Annotated in this window: 12 protein-coding genes; all 12 read right to left on the minus strand. The window is 37.7% G+C overall.

Annotated features, from left to right (window positions below; all coding sequences use genetic code 11):
• Positions 1-4: 4 nt before the first annotated feature.
• Positions 5-1147 carry a LegC family aminotransferase gene (locus ACX0HA_RS03495; RefSeq protein ID WP_458843889.1) on the minus strand — a complete coding sequence of 381 codons (1143 nt, stop codon included), beginning with the start codon at positions 1145-1147 and terminating at the stop codon, positions 5-7.
• Positions 1148-1149: 2 nt separating this feature from the next.
• Positions 1150-2337 (minus strand): UDP-N-acetylglucosamine 4,6-dehydratase, encoded by a 1188-nt coding sequence (locus ACX0HA_RS03500; RefSeq protein WP_458843890.1) that lies wholly within the window; start codon positions 2335-2337, stop codon positions 1150-1152.
• 18 nt (positions 2338-2355) lie between these two features.
• A complete protein-coding gene (locus ACX0HA_RS03505) occupies positions 2356-3423 on the minus strand; it encodes a Wzz/FepE/Etk N-terminal domain-containing protein (RefSeq protein ID WP_458843891.1) in 1068 nt (355 codons plus the stop codon).
• Between the two features lie 4 nt (positions 3424-3427).
• Positions 3428-5836, minus strand: a complete 2409-nt coding sequence (locus ACX0HA_RS03510) for an SLBB domain-containing protein (protein ID WP_458843892.1) — start codon at positions 5834-5836, stop codon at positions 3428-3430.
• A gap of 95 nt (positions 5837-5931) precedes the next feature.
• The gene (gene rfbA, locus ACX0HA_RS03515) at positions 5932-6810 is read right to left on the minus strand and encodes a glucose-1-phosphate thymidylyltransferase RfbA (protein ID WP_458843893.1); all 879 of its coding nucleotides are present in this window, start codon (positions 6808-6810) and stop codon (positions 5932-5934) included.
• Positions 6811-6812: 2 nt separating this feature from the next.
• Positions 6813-7667, minus strand: a complete 855-nt coding sequence (gene rfbD, locus ACX0HA_RS03520) for a dTDP-4-dehydrorhamnose reductase (protein WP_458843894.1) — start codon at positions 7665-7667, stop codon at positions 6813-6815.
• 1 nt (position 7668) lies between these two features.
• Positions 7669-8217, minus strand: a complete 549-nt coding sequence (gene rfbC, locus ACX0HA_RS03525) for a dTDP-4-dehydrorhamnose 3,5-epimerase (RefSeq protein WP_458843895.1) — start codon at positions 8215-8217, stop codon at positions 7669-7671.
• A complete protein-coding gene (gene rfbB / locus ACX0HA_RS03530) occupies positions 8217-9272 on the minus strand; it encodes a dTDP-glucose 4,6-dehydratase (RefSeq protein WP_458843896.1) in 1056 nt (351 codons plus the stop codon). Before rfbB ends, rfbC begins: the two co-directional genes overlap by 1 nt.
• Positions 9273-9300: 28 nt before the next feature.
• Positions 9301-10299 (minus strand): mannose-1-phosphate guanylyltransferase, encoded by a 999-nt coding sequence (locus ACX0HA_RS03535; protein WP_458843897.1) that lies wholly within the window; start codon positions 10297-10299, stop codon positions 9301-9303.
• Between the two features lie 14 nt (positions 10300-10313).
• Positions 10314-11708 carry a UDP-glucose 6-dehydrogenase gene (locus ACX0HA_RS03540; RefSeq protein ID WP_458843898.1) on the minus strand — a complete coding sequence of 465 codons (1395 nt, stop codon included), beginning with the start codon at positions 11706-11708 and terminating at the stop codon, positions 10314-10316.
• A 157-nt stretch (positions 11709-11865) separates the two neighbouring features.
• Entirely contained in the window at positions 11866-13137 is a 1272-nt protein-coding gene (locus ACX0HA_RS03545) for a nucleotide sugar dehydrogenase (RefSeq protein WP_458843899.1), read from the minus strand.
• A 1-nt stretch (position 13138) separates the two neighbouring features.
• On the minus strand, positions 13139-14134 hold the full coding sequence (locus ACX0HA_RS03550) for an SDR family oxidoreductase (RefSeq protein ID WP_458843900.1): 996 nt from the start codon (positions 14132-14134) through the stop codon (positions 13139-13141).
• Positions 14135-14182 lie beyond the last annotated feature (48 nt).

Consider the following 14182-nt stretch of genomic DNA (forward strand, 5'->3'; position numbering starts at 1 on the left):
TCTGCTATCGAACGCTGCTCGGTATATTTACAATTCTTTCTTCTAAAAATAATGCATTTTGCTGACTATCCTTCTGGCAGTGTGCATACATTGGCAACCTGAACATCAGTTGCCATATAGGCCTTGTCATTACGCCACTTTTATTCGTATCGTTCAAAAACAAATCCCTTTCCTGCCTGTTTTCAAGTTCAACACACATAAGCCAGTAATTAGCATTAGTATCGGGAGTTTCTGTTCTGAAATTTATCCCTTTATCTGCAAAAAATGACTGGTACTCCTTTGCAAGGCTTCTTTTGTCTTTAAGAAATCCTTCGAGCTGTTCAAGTTGAGCGCATGCTAAAGCTGCGTTTAAGTTTGGCATCCTGAAATTATACCCCATCTCATCATGCACAAATTCATAAGGATGTGGCACTTTAGCTGTGGTAGTAAGATATTTCCCTTTTATGCCCAGCTCAATATTGTTAGTAACGATAGCACCGCCACCGCCACTTGTAACGATTTTATTTCCATTAAAAGAAAATGCACCAAGTTCTCCTATGCTCCCTGTAGGCCTTCCTTTGTATGTACTGCCTAAAGATTCTGCAGCATCTTCTATAAGTATTATTTTCCACTTATTACAAACAATCAAAAGTTCATCCAGGTGAACCGGAAAACCGAAAGTATGCATTGGCAGGCAGGCACTTATTTTTTTTCCTGTTATTTTATTATAAGCCCCATCATCCTTTAGTTCGGCATTTTCAGTAAGAAATGCTTCCAGAGCTTTAGGTGACAGTCCCATTGTATCAAGATCAACATCTACAAAAACAGGTGTAGCGCCATTATAAACAATCGCATTTACGGTTGCAATAAAAGTCAATGCCTGTGTAATTACTTCATCGCCGGCTTTAACACCTACAAGCCGCAAAGCTACCTGTATTGCTGCTGTACCATTTACTACCGCAACAGCCTTTTCTGTTTGGGCAACTGTACACATCATGTCTTCAAATCGGTCTACATAGGCTCCAACTGATGACACAAATGTAGAATCGATGGTATCAAGCAAATATTTTTTCTCATTCCCGTTAAAAACAGGAGCGTGAAGCGGCGTAAAATCTTTATTATTATGTTGCGCCTTTATAAATGATATAACAGAATTAAAATCGCTCATGATTACATTTTTGAATCTAAATATTTACCAGTCTCCTTATGTCCGAAGTTGGGTATCATTTCGTGAAATAAATCAACTATCTGATGTTTATCCCATAACCCGTCAGCTTTCAGGCTGTTAATTGACTTTGTAAAATACTCAAGTTTGTCTTTATCGAAGATCTCCTCGTTTTTAATTACTCCAAGGTTTTTAAACCTTTCCATGTCAAGCACTTCATTATCAGTAAAAAATTCCTCAAAATCTTTCTCTCCGGTCGTGTCACTGCCTGTAAACAAACACGGCCATTTCTTTTGAGCAATAAGATTTTCTACATTATCCCTTGCTTCATCTTCCGTTTCACATAAGTAGGGTTCATAGCCAATTTCATTAAGATACTTTACCGCAATATCTGCAAAAGAGATCAGGTGTAAGCTTTCACTCAGTTTTGGAAAAAATATATCTCTGTTTTCTCCAAAAATGCAGGACATTAAGCATAGTTCTCCTGATTCTTTTGGAGTAACGAAATAACGCTTTATATCATTTGGAGCTACGATAGGCTGCTTTTTAAGTATTCTTTGGTTAAACCCATGCAACAAAGAACCATCAGAGAAAGCAACGTTAGCAAAACGTGCAGTAGAAATCTTTATATCCCTGCTTTTTCGCATAAGATACATTTCCATAATACGTTTAGATGCCCCCATCATATTTACAGGATTGGCAGCTTTATCAGTAGAAACACAAAAGTATTTTTTTGCATTATTATCTATAGACTGCTGAAGTGTCTTTTCTGTATTAAATATATTTACTTCAATCATTCTCATCAAAGTAAACGGATCCTTCTCACTCCTTACATGTTTAAGTGCCGAAAGATTTAAAACATAATCATATTTACCGTCAGACTTTATGAACGCATCATATTCTACTGAACCAATATCTAAGGCAAAAGTTTGAAAATCGCCATCAATATAACCATAGGAGCTTCTCAAATCCCTGACAAGCTCTACCATATTATTTTCACTTATATCAACAACATGCAGTTTAGAGGGATTCCTTTTAAAAATCTCTTTTGTAACCGCCTGTCCAATAGATCCTGCGCCTCCAATTACCAAAAAAGAAGAATTTCTAACAATAGTATTCAGTTCATCTTCATGATTAATTATATCCGTCTCAAATATTTCGGAGTTTCTCCCTATAAGTTTTAAAATATCCATATCCAATTTTTATTTCACCTACTCTGCCATCAAAATTTTATACAATCTTCTTACGATTAAATATATAGCTGCAAGAAAGCCACCTATAAACCCACCATATATAACTCCCATCGCTTTACCAAATCTTTCTTTTTTTAAAGGATAAATTGGTTTATCAATGACCTGAATTAGAGGAGTTTCTTTTCTTAAGGTAACTTTTGCAAGTTCGGTCTGTCTTACCAATTCTGTCAAAATAGCAGTATTAGTCTGCACATCAACATTTTTTCGAACAGAGGGCACTCTTTTTACATTTAATGCAGGATTCAGACTAAAAGTTCTGTCATTAGCAAGGGCTACACTCTGAATAGACCCATTCAATTCACCTCTTATTGAATCAAGCTGCTTCTGTAATATGACCATATTAATTTCGGCCTTTCCACTTTTAATTTCAATATAAAAATCTGACACAACACCTACCAGGGATTCTGCGAACAGCTTAGAAAATTCTTCATTTTTTGTTTTTACCTCAACAGAAATAATACTCGCCTTTTTATCTTTTTGGGAAATATTAAGGGCATTGCCAGACAAATCCTTATACATAACCTCAAGAATACTATCCTGGTCTCTGGTAAAATTTATTCTCTCGGCATTTGGTACAAACTGTATTGATCTAAATTTTGGTTTTCCTTCCCATCTTTTCCTCCATTCATTTTGCCTGATATACATCTCTGCCAGAGAAATATTTTTCCCTTTAACATATACGGGAGTCAGAAGTGTCTTTTCAACCATACTTCTGGATTTAAAAAGCTCTATAAGGTTAGAAGCCGAAAAAACACCTCCGCCTCCACCTCCAATGTCAATACCAAACTGTCCTGCAAGCCCTAATGCACCTCCCATTCCTGAAGATTTCTCATCTTCCAGTGCAAAAGTAAGTGTAGCAGTATAGATTGGCTTTTTCATATATGAATAAGCGACTCCAAGGCACGCACCCAAAAAAGCTATAAGCATGATTATCTTAAATTTTGAAAGCAAAAAAAGATACCAATCCTTAATGATAGCTATAATACTCTTTAGGGTAATTTCATCACTATTTTTAATTTCTTCCATAATCCTATTTAATAGTTAATATGGCTATTACAACCCCGGCAAGACTCGTTAGCACACTGGCAATACCTACAATTTCACCCGTACTCATTTTTCTGCTCTCCGGTTTAGCAGGAACAACAATCTGAGACCCCGGCTGAACTTCAGGATACGACCTGAAAAACAAAAACGAACTTGCAACGTCTGCCTTACCATTAGGATAAATAATATAAGATTTCTTCTTCCAGCCTTTATTATCTACACCTCCAACAGAATTTATATAATAGTTAAACCCTTTCCCTTTCCTAAAAGGAATTTCAGAATTTAACAGTACATTACCCGATATTTTAACCGACTCTTCGAAAGCTAAGACTTCAATAAGATCACCCGGCTGTAATATTACGTTAGAATAATGCTTTTCATCTTTCCGTATTCTTTCCCAGTCAACCGGAATGGTCGCATATCTAAGCTGAATTACCTTATCGGTTAATTTCTTTTGTATTGTGTCACCTTCACCTAAATTCAAATCAATTCTGCTTAAATCTTCTACCTGGTCATTTTTTATAGGTCTCTTTATTTTAACTCCAAGAGTATTTGCCTGGGGTGACAATCCTCCTGCTCTTTTGATAACATCTGCAATTCGTTCATCTTTATTCTCAAGAACATATTTTCCCGGATATACTACTTCACCTTCCAGAACAACCATTTCAGGTTGTTCAAATACAGGCATTTTCCTAATGTTAATTACATCATAAGGAAAGAGTGTTATATTAGAAAGCTGTTCATTATTCCTTGCATTTATCTCAATGTTTAATACCTCGACTTTACGTGGGTTTGTATTATCAATATCCTCAGATTTTATCATTCGGGCAATCTCCACTTTTTTAGAAGCTGCTCCGGTAAGTCCGCCTGCCTGAATTATAAGATCATTCAGTGTAAGATTTTCAAAATAACTATACACACCAGGTTTCTTTATTTCTCCTTCAACGCTCACATTGTAATTCTCCTTAAAGTCCAAAAGCGAATATATTGTCAGTACATCTTCTTTTTTGAGCTCAAGATTAGAAGCCGGGTTACCTGCAATTGCATCTGCAAGATTCACTTCTACAATTTCAGAGGTAAGATCATCTTTTTGTCTCAATATTCTTGCCCTGGGCGTATAAGCATCTTCTCTTAACCCATCAGCTTTAGCTATAAGGTCAGATATCCTCATTCCGGCGATGAAAGAATATTGATTAGGCCTGAAAACTGCACCTTCAACAGTTATCCTGTTCTCAAAACGACTAAGAATTTTAGAAACACCAAACACATCTCCCGATGTAGGCTTGTAAGTTGCATATTCAGATGAAGGTATATCGCGCACTTTGTATTCCTTATCTGTTTTTTGAACAACATTTACTGAAGCAGTATAGGCAACTTCAGTAAAACCGGATGCAAAAGAGATAAGGTCAGAAAAAGTTTCCTGATCTTTTATCTCAAATATGCCAGGACGTTTTACTTCACCTTGTAATGTAACCCTGTTCGTGTAAACCGGTATCCTTATTACGTCATTATCTTTAAGTCCCACATTATCCGATCCGTCTCCGTTTACCAAAAAACGATAAAGGTCAACAGTCCTTATAACTTTATTGCCTCTTATCAGCTGTATGTTCCTGTAAGTTCCGTTATCAGCAGGACCTCCTGCTAAATGCAAAGCGTTATACACGGTTGCAAGCGAAGATATAGAGTAATTGCCCGGAAGCTTACTGCCAATAATTGTAATTTTTATTGTCCTGATACTGCCCAGGCTTACCGAAAGTTTTGACTGCCCTGAGCCCAATGTACTGTATACTTTCGACATGGCATTTTTGATCCTTTGTGTTGCTGCTTCAATGGTTATTCCCGAAACGGCAATCTGTCCCACATAAGGCATGCTTACTTTTCCTTCAACATTAACCGGCAACGTAGCATTATATTCCTGCACACCATAAAGGCTTATCTGCAGTTCGTCGGTCGGGCCCAATACATAGTTTACGGGAGTAGCAAGCTTAAGATTGGGTTCAAAACTTAAGTTTGGATTATTAAATAATTCAGACCCAAAAACAAGCGGGTTCCCTGATAAGGAAGCCATCTGCTCTGTCGTCGATTTTTTAGTAACTTTTGCTACACTTTCCTGTACCGGAGGAGTTGAAATTACGCCCGGCTGAGCAGCAGACAGACGTGACCTGAGTTTGGAAAATTCCGCCACAGACATTCCTTTTTTTACTGCAATAGCTTCTGCCTGATCTACCGAAACATTGTTTGTTTTTAGCTGCGATTGAATCTGAGCTATCTGCTGATCAGACAACTGATCTACATTTACAGACCGTAAATCACCGCTTCCCAATATATCCTGCGCAAATAAAGACCCAGTAAAAAGGATCAAAAGAAAGCACAGAAAGAAAGTAAGTTTATTCATTTTTTTATGTATATCTCTTATAAAACAAGTCACTACGCAACATCATTGCAAGCATACTATCTATTAAACACAACAATCCTACTAGCGTAAAATGGCTATTTTTTTGAAGCCAGCCTTAGTAAATACTGACCGTACTCATTTTTTTTCAAAGGCGTTGCAAGTTCAATTAACTTTTCCTTACTTATGTAGCCCATTTCATAAGCTATTTCTTCAAGACACGCTACTTTTAAGCCCTGTCTTTTTTCTATGGTCTGTATATAGTTAGAAGCTTCAAGGAGCGATTCATGAGTACCCGTATCAAGCCATGCATAACCACGTCCCATTAACTCTACTTTCAGATCTTTTGAGTGAAGATATTCCTGGTTAACAGTTGTAATCTCCAATTCGCCTCTGTCACTTGGCTTTATCTTTTTAGCAACCTCAACTACTGAATTAGGGTAAAAATATAATCCTACAACAGCATAATTACTTTTAGGATCTTCGGGCTTTTCTTCAATTGATATAACATTACCCGCAGCATCAAATTCAGCTACGCCATAACGCTCCGGATCCTGAACATAATAGCCAAAAACAGTTGCTTTTTTCTGTTCAGTTACATTTTTAACTGCAGTTTTTAAAAGGTCAGTGAGTCCGTGGCCATAAAAAATATTATCTCCAAGGATCAGGCAGGCATCATCGCCACCTATAAATTCTTCTCCTATTATAAATGCCTGGGCTAACCCGTCGGGGCTAGGTTGCTCAGCATATTCAAGCTTTATTCCAAAATCTGTTCCATCGCCTAACAGATTCCTGAAATTGGGTAAGTCATGCGGAGTAGATATAATTAGTATTTCATTGATCCCTGCCAGCATTAAAACCGAAAGCGGATAATAAATCATTGGCTTATCATAGATAGCCATCATTTGTTTTGAGATCGATTTCGTTAAAGGATAAAGCCTTGTTCCTGAACCACCTGCCAGTATAATTCCTTTCATACTTATAGTTTTTTGATACAATTTGCAACACTATCAGTCCAATGATTAATAGTAATCCCTAAATTTTGTTTTACTTTATCCTTGCTCATTACCGAATAGTTAGGGCGTTTCGCAGGAGTAGGAAACTGATCGGAGCTGATAGGCTTAAGATTAATCTCAATATTGCTCAACTTAAATATTTCATACGCAAAATCATACCATGATGCAACTCCTTCGTTACTGTAATGATACAATCCGTAAGCAGAAGAATCTGAATTGATGATATGCATTATAAGACCTGCAAGGTCTACCGCATAAGTAGGAGTACCTACCTGATCATAAACAACTGATAGTTCATCCCTTTCATTACCCAAACGAATCATAGTCTTCAGGAAATTATTCTGAAACTCAGAATATAACCAACTGGTACGTATTATAAAATAGTCGCTCATGTTTTCAGCAATAAGCTTTTCACCTGCCAGTTTTGTAGCTCCGTAAACACCAGTAGGGTTAGCCTCCATTGTTTCTGTTAATGGAAGCGGGCTTGCCCCTTCGAAAACAAAATCGGTAGAAATATGTATAAGAATAACACCATGAGCCTTACAGGCTTTAGCCAGGTGTTCTGCCGCAGTTGCATTAATAGCATAAGCCAGGTCATTTTCAGACTCTGCTTTATCAACCGCGGTATAAGCCGCGCAGTTTACAACATATGCAGGCTTATATTTCTCTATAATCGCATTTACCTGGCTTTCGCTGGTAACATCCAAATCCTCAAGCGTAAGATAAACGTATTTATTACTTCCCCCAAACTGAGCCTCTATCGATTCTATCGAACTACCTAACTGCCCATTTCCACCTGTTACTAAAATATGCTTCATATTACTTCGTGTAAACTTCGCTAAATGTTGGTAAAATCAAGTCTTTTTCTGAAAGGCCTGCATCTTTTGCATCTATTAGCCAGTCAATATTTAGTTCGGGAGAGTTGTACATTACTCCTTTTTCTGATGCTGCATTATAATAGTTATCACATTTATATGCAAAAACAGCAGTTTCAGAAAGTACTACAAACCCGTGAAGGAATCCTCTTGGAACAAACAACTGAAAATTATTCTCAGCACTTAGCTTTACTGCTACGTGCTTGCCAAATGTTGGCGAATCCGGACGTGCATCAACAGCAACATCAAGAACTTCTCCCTGCAATACCCTTACAAGCTTAGCCTGTGCATGTTCACCGCTTTGCGCATGAAGCCCTCTAAGCACTCCATAAGATGAATATGACTGGTTATCCTGAACAAATTTGGTTTGTGTACCTGTTAATTCATTAAACTTATCTTCATTAAAGCTTTCAAAGAAGTACCCTCTGGCATCACCAAAAATCCTTGGTTTAAGGATTACACATCCCTCTATTGCTGTTTTTTCAATTTCCATTATTTCGATTCACTGTATTGGTTGTTGTAATATTTTTGGTATTCGCCCGATGTTACATTATCAAGCCATTCCTGATTGCCTAAGAACCAGTCAATAGTTCTCTCCAGGCCTTCTTCAAATGTTACCGAAGGTTTCCAGCCCAGTTCCTTATTGATTTTTGTTGCATCAATAGCATAACGAAGGTCATGCCCCGGACGGTCTTTTACATAAGTAATAAGTCCTTCAGAAGTTCCTTCTGCCCTGCCCAGTTTCGTATCCATAATTTTGCAGAGAAGCTTTACCAAGTCAATATTCTGCCATTCATTAAAACCTCCTATATTATAAGTATCATGATTCTTTCCTTTGTGGAAAACCAGATCTATAGCTACAGCATGATCTTCAACAAAAAGCCAGTCACGCGTATATTTTCCGTCTCCATAGACCGGAAGAGGTTTATTATGGATAATATTATTGATAAATAACGGTATAAGTTTTTCCGGAAAATGGAAAGGACCGTAATTATTTGAGCAATTGGTCAATACATAAGGAAGTCCGTACGTTTCGCCATAAGCCCTTACAAAATGGTCTGAGGCAGCTTTTGAGGCCGAATAGGGTGAATTTGGATCATAAGAAGTTGTTTCTGTAAACAATCCTTCTGCTCCCAGTGAACCATATACCTCATCAGTACTGATATGATAGAATCTTTTGTCTTGATAATTATCTGCCCATATTTTTTTGGCAGCATTCAAAAGATTCATGGTTCCTATTACATTCGTTTTCACAAAAGCAAGAGGATCTTTTATCGATCTGTCTACATGCGATTCTGCAGCAAGGTGAAGAACACCGTCAAACTGATGCTTTTCAAAAATACTGTCTAAAAAATCGGCATCTGTAATATCTCCTTTAATAAAAGTATAATTAGGCTTATTCTCTATATCCCTGATGTTTTCAAGGTTACCGGCATAGGTCAATGCATCCAGATTGAAAATTTGCGTATTCGGATAGTTATTCACAAACCTTCTCACCACATGTGAACCAATGAAGCCGGCGCCGCCGGTAATAAGAATTTTTTTCATACTCAAACTATTATGCTGTATAATCTTTTTAATTAAGTAATTCCGGTATATTTTTTTCTAAATGGCTATATATATTTTTAACCTCTTGCGACTGCTCCTTCTGTAAAATAAGGTTTGCATCATTTGTTTCGATAAATATTGTATTACGAATACCTATAAACGTTGTATACTTCGAGCTTCCAATAACCATATTACCTGATTCATCAACCGGATATCCCTGACTTACCAAGTAATCATATACTGCTTCAAACGAGCCTAAATCGGACCATTCAAAAACAGAAGATATAACTTTTATCTTTTTGCTACGTTCCAAAACAGCATAATCAATACTTATCGAAGGTATCGTAAGCGATAATTCTTCATCAAGCCTGCCTTCTTTATTATTTTGCCATACTTCAAGAGCTGACTTAAATACTTTTGGCTCGAACAATTCCAGCTCACTCAGAAAAACATCTACTTTAAAACAAAACATGCCGCTATTCCATAGAAAGTTACCTCTGTCTAAAAAATCCTGTGCAGTCACGTGATTCGGCTTTTCACGAAATGATATTACTTCATCACCCAAAAACTCAATATAGCCGTAACCTGTTTCAGGCTTTAATGGCTTTACACCGAAGGTAACTATATTATTTTCAGAAGCTTTAACAACAGCTTCTTCTATAGCTTTTTTATAATGATCATCCCCCTGAATAATATGATCAGACGGAGTTACCACTAAAATATCGTCAGGATCAGACGCAAATGCGGCAAAAGCAATAGCGGCGGCAGTATTCCTCGGAACAGCTTCGATTATATCGAGATAAACAATTCCTGAGCGGTCAAGCACTTTTTTGCTTAGATGGCAATTATCCCTGTTGCCAACCACAATAATCTTATCTGCAATATCAAGATTTCTTTCAATTGTCATTTCAAAAAGTGACTTTTCATTGAAAATCTCAAGATATTGCTTGGGCTTGCTTTTTCGAGACAGAGGCCATAATCTACTGCCAACTCCCCCTGTAAGTATTACATTAACAACTTTGCTCATATTTATAATAGCCGTTATTTCCCTATTTCCTGAAATACAAAACCTATTTCCCTCAGTTTTTCACCCTGGAGGATTTTCCTTCCGTCAAAAACAAAAGCCGGCTTTTTCATATTATCATATATGTTTTGCCAGTCATATGTTTTGAACTCATCCCATTCTGTCAGAATCGCAATAGCATGCGCATCTTTGCAGGCCTCATACGGATCTTCGAAAACAGTAACATTTTCTTTATTCTCTTCAGCACTTCTGGCACCTAAATAATCAAGATCCCTATAAATAGTTTCCTGCCTTACCTTAGGATCATATACCGCAATTTCTGCTTGTTCACTCAACAAATCATCCGCTACATAAATCGCTGCCGATTCCCTTGTATCGTTAGTATCTTTTTTAAATGCCCAACCCAGGAAAGCTATCTTTTTTCCCGAAACAGTATTGTAAAGCGTTTTTACAATATTAGATGCAAAACGCTTTTTTTGATGGTCGTTCATTATAATAACCTGTTCCCAATAATCAGCAACCTCATTCAATCCATACGATTTAGCAATATAAACCAGGTTTAAAATATCTTTCTGGAAACATGAGCCGCCAAAGCCTACCGAAGCTTTAAGAAATTTTGACCCAATCCTGCTGTCCATTCCTATTGCACGTGCAACCTCTTCTACATCTGCACCTGTTTTTTCACAAAGTTCAGACATCGCATTTATTGACGATACCCTTTGTGCTAAAAATGCATTTGCAGTAAGTTTAGAAAGTTCAGAAGACCAAACATTGGTCGTAAGTATCCTCTCTTTAGGAATCCAGTTGGCATATACCTCAACAAGAGCATTAATTGCTTCCTGTCCTTCTGCATCAGTGCCTCCCCCAATAAGAACCCTGTCCGGATCCAAAAGGTCAGTCACAGCTGTACCTTCGGCTAAAAACTCAGGATTTGAAAGTATTTGGAATTTCACTCCATTGCCTGTATTGTCAAGTATATTCTTTAGTGCTTCTGCGGTTCTTACCGGCAATGTCGATTTTTCTACGACTATTTTATCATTAGTTGCAACCGATGCAATTTGTCTTGCACATAGCTCTATAAATTTAAGATCGGCTGCCATGCCTTTTCCTACTCCGTAGGTTTTTGTCGGCGTATTTACAGAGATGAATATCATTTCTGCCTCATCAATAGCTTTTTCTATTTCTGTTGAGAAGAAAAGATTTTTCCCTCTTGCTGAAGCTACTATCTCGGCAAGTCCGGGTTCATAAATAGGAATATTTTTTACATCTGCATCATTCCATGCAGCTATTCTTTCAGCATTCAGATCTACTATAGTAACATTTATATCGGGACACTTATGTGCAATGACAGCCATAGTTGGCCCACCTACATACCCGGCTCCGATACAACATATATTCTTAATCTTACCCATTGATTACCAATTTCATACATTTAACCCTACTTAACTTTTACGTTAGCCGGATCTTTATCTTTTAACCTAATTATTACAGTCCCCAAACTTACAATCTTTTTCACAGTGTATGTAAGAGAATGTCTTATTTTATATTAATGTAAAGTTAAAAATTACTTTACAAGCCGCCATCAGCCATATTGCCCAAAACCCCTTTTACATCATACAGAACACTATTTTCTTCGAGAATAGCTGAATAATCAAGATTTTTAAATTCGTTATGCGCAACACCCAATACTACACCATCAAATTTTTGAGAAGGCAGCATATTTATAGTTGTCATATCATATTCATGCAACACCTCATCGGGCGCAGCCCATGGATCAAATGTTGTTACATCAATACCATATTCTCTTAACGCGTGTATAACATCGACAATTTTGGTATTTCGCACATCAGGACAATTTTCCTTAAAGGTAATTCCAAGCATAAGCACTTTTGCACCATTTACCTCTATTCCTTTTTTTATCATAAGCTTCACTACCTGCGATGCCACATACTCACCCATACTATCATTAAGCCTTCTTCCGGCAAGAATAATCTCCGGGTGATACCCCACTTCTTGTGCTTTTTGAGCCAGGTAATAAGGATCTACCCCTATACAGTGCCCTCCCACAAGCCCGGGTTTGAATGGAAGAAAATTCCATTTTGTAGATGCCGCTTCAAGAACAGAATAGGTATCTATATCCAGGCAGTTGAATATCTTAGACAACTCATTTACAAAAGCTATGTTTATATCACGCTGTGCGTTTTCTATGACCTTTGCTGCTTCAGCCACCTTTATAGACGGCGCCAGATGCGTTCCTGCCGTGATTACCGACTTATATAATTCATTTACTTTTTGGGCAGCTTCCGGTGTAGAACCCGAAGTAACTTTAAGTATCTTTTCTACCGTATGCTCTTTATCTCCCGGGTTTATCCTTTCAGGAGAATAGCCTGCAAAGAAATCTTCATTGAATTTAAGTCCACTGAAGCGCTCCAGTACCGGAACACATTCTTCTTCGGTAGCACCCGGATATACCGTAGACTCATAAATTACGATATCGCCCTTCTTTAACACCTTACCTACCGTTTCACTCGCTTTGTAAAGCGCTGTCAAATCGGGCTTATTGTCCTTATCTACCGGAGTAGGAACTGTTACAATATAATATGCCGAATCTTTGATATCTTCAATGTCCGAAGTACAATACAATCCGTTATCCAAAGTGTTTTCTGCCTTAATAACCGCCTCAAGGGCATCATTGCTTATCTCAAGGGTTATATCGGTGTATTCATTAAGAGCGGCTATCCTGCCCAGATTAATATCAAAACCTGTAACAGCATGTTTTTTTGCCATCGCTACTGCTAACGGCAACCCTACATAGCCTAATCCTATAATAGTTATCTTCATTTTAATTATCTGCCGGTTTTAAATTGTCCCAATACCAACTTACAGCCTCTTTCAGTCCCTGTTTTATTGAGAATTTCGGATCATAATTCAAAAGCTTTTTTGCTTTATCTATGCTGGCCAGCGAATGCGGGATATCTCCTGCCCTTTGCGGCCCGTGTATCACCTCAACGCTATTAATCTTATTATCGTACTCTGACAAAAATTCTTTTAGATACCCCACAAGTTCTTTTAGTGTAGTCCTGTCCCCAAAGGCAGTATTGTAAACCGTATTTATTGCATCCTTATTTTGAGACAGCATTGCCAGCTCATTCATTTGGATTACATTATCTATATAAGTAAAATCACGGGAATAGTTACCATCTCCGTTTATTACCGGACTTTCATGGCTCATGAACTGCATTACGAATTTTGGTATTACCGCAGCATAAGCTCCGGCAGGATCCTGTCTCCTTCCAAAAACATTAAAATAGCGGAGGCCAATAGTTTCCATACCATAAGTCCTGCTGAAAACATCAGCATACAATTCGTTTACATATTTGGTAACTGCATAAGGAGATAATGGTTTCCCAATCTTATCTTCCACTTTCGGTAGCGTTTCAGAATCGCCATAAGTAGAAGAGCTTGCTGCATATACAAAGCGCTTAACACCTGCATCGCGGCTTGCAGCAATCATGTTCAGGAAACCGCCTACATTTACATCATTAGATGTAACAGGATCTTTTATGGAGCGTGGCACTGATCCTAAGGCTGCCTGATGCAATACATAAGCAGCCCCTTCAACTGCCTTGCGGCAATCGTCCATATTTCTTATATCACCTTCGATAAGTGTAAAATCGGGATTAGAGAAGTGGTGCTCGATATTTTTCCTGAAGCCGGTAGCAAAATTATCAAGGCACACCACTTTATAGCCTTTAGCCATAAAATGGTCACATAAGTTTGACCCAATAAATCCTGCCCCCCCGGTAATAAGGATTTTTTCCTGTAAGTTGTTCTGCATTAAGTTGGTTGGTGTTTACAGCTTCCTAAGAAGCTGCAAATATAACTA

The sequence above is a fragment of the Flavobacterium hauense genome (assembly GCF_054457175.1).

What these genes read in the sequence shown, in the direction of transcription:
- ACX0HA_RS03495 (WP_458843889.1), bottom strand. Translation starts at nt 1,147, where the DNA reads ATGAGCGATTTTAATTCTGTTATATCATTTATAAAGGCGCAACATAAT.
- ACX0HA_RS03500 (WP_458843890.1), bottom strand. Translation starts at nt 2,337, where the DNA reads ATGGATATTTTAAAACTTATAGGGAGAAACTCCGAAATATTTGAGACG.
- ACX0HA_RS03505 (WP_458843891.1), bottom strand. Translation starts at nt 3,423, where the DNA reads ATGGAAGAAATTAAAAATAGTGATGAAATTACCCTAAAGAGTATTATA.
- ACX0HA_RS03510 (WP_458843892.1), bottom strand. Translation starts at nt 5,836, where the DNA reads ATGAATAAACTTACTTTCTTTCTGTGCTTTCTTTTGATCCTTTTTACT.
- rfbA (WP_458843893.1), bottom strand. Translation starts at nt 6,810, where the DNA reads ATGAAAGGAATTATACTGGCAGGTGGTTCAGGAACAAGGCTTTATCCT.
- rfbD (WP_458843894.1), bottom strand. Translation starts at nt 7,667, where the DNA reads ATGAAGCATATTTTAGTAACAGGTGGAAATGGGCAGTTAGGTAGTTCG.
- rfbC (WP_458843895.1), bottom strand. Translation starts at nt 8,217, where the DNA reads ATGGAAATTGAAAAAACAGCAATAGAGGGATGTGTAATCCTTAAACCA.
- rfbB (WP_458843896.1), bottom strand. Translation starts at nt 9,272, where the DNA reads ATGAAAAAAATTCTTATTACCGGCGGCGCCGGCTTCATTGGTTCACAT.
- ACX0HA_RS03535 (WP_458843897.1), bottom strand. Translation starts at nt 10,299, where the DNA reads ATGAGCAAAGTTGTTAATGTAATACTTACAGGGGGAGTTGGCAGTAGA.
- ACX0HA_RS03540 (WP_458843898.1), bottom strand. Translation starts at nt 11,708, where the DNA reads ATGGGTAAGATTAAGAATATATGTTGTATCGGAGCCGGGTATGTAGGT.
- ACX0HA_RS03545 (WP_458843899.1), bottom strand. Translation starts at nt 13,137, where the DNA reads ATGAAGATAACTATTATAGGATTAGGCTATGTAGGGTTGCCGTTAGCA.
- ACX0HA_RS03550 (WP_458843900.1), bottom strand. Translation starts at nt 14,134, where the DNA reads ATGCAGAACAACTTACAGGAAAAAATCCTTATTACCGGGGGGGCAGGA.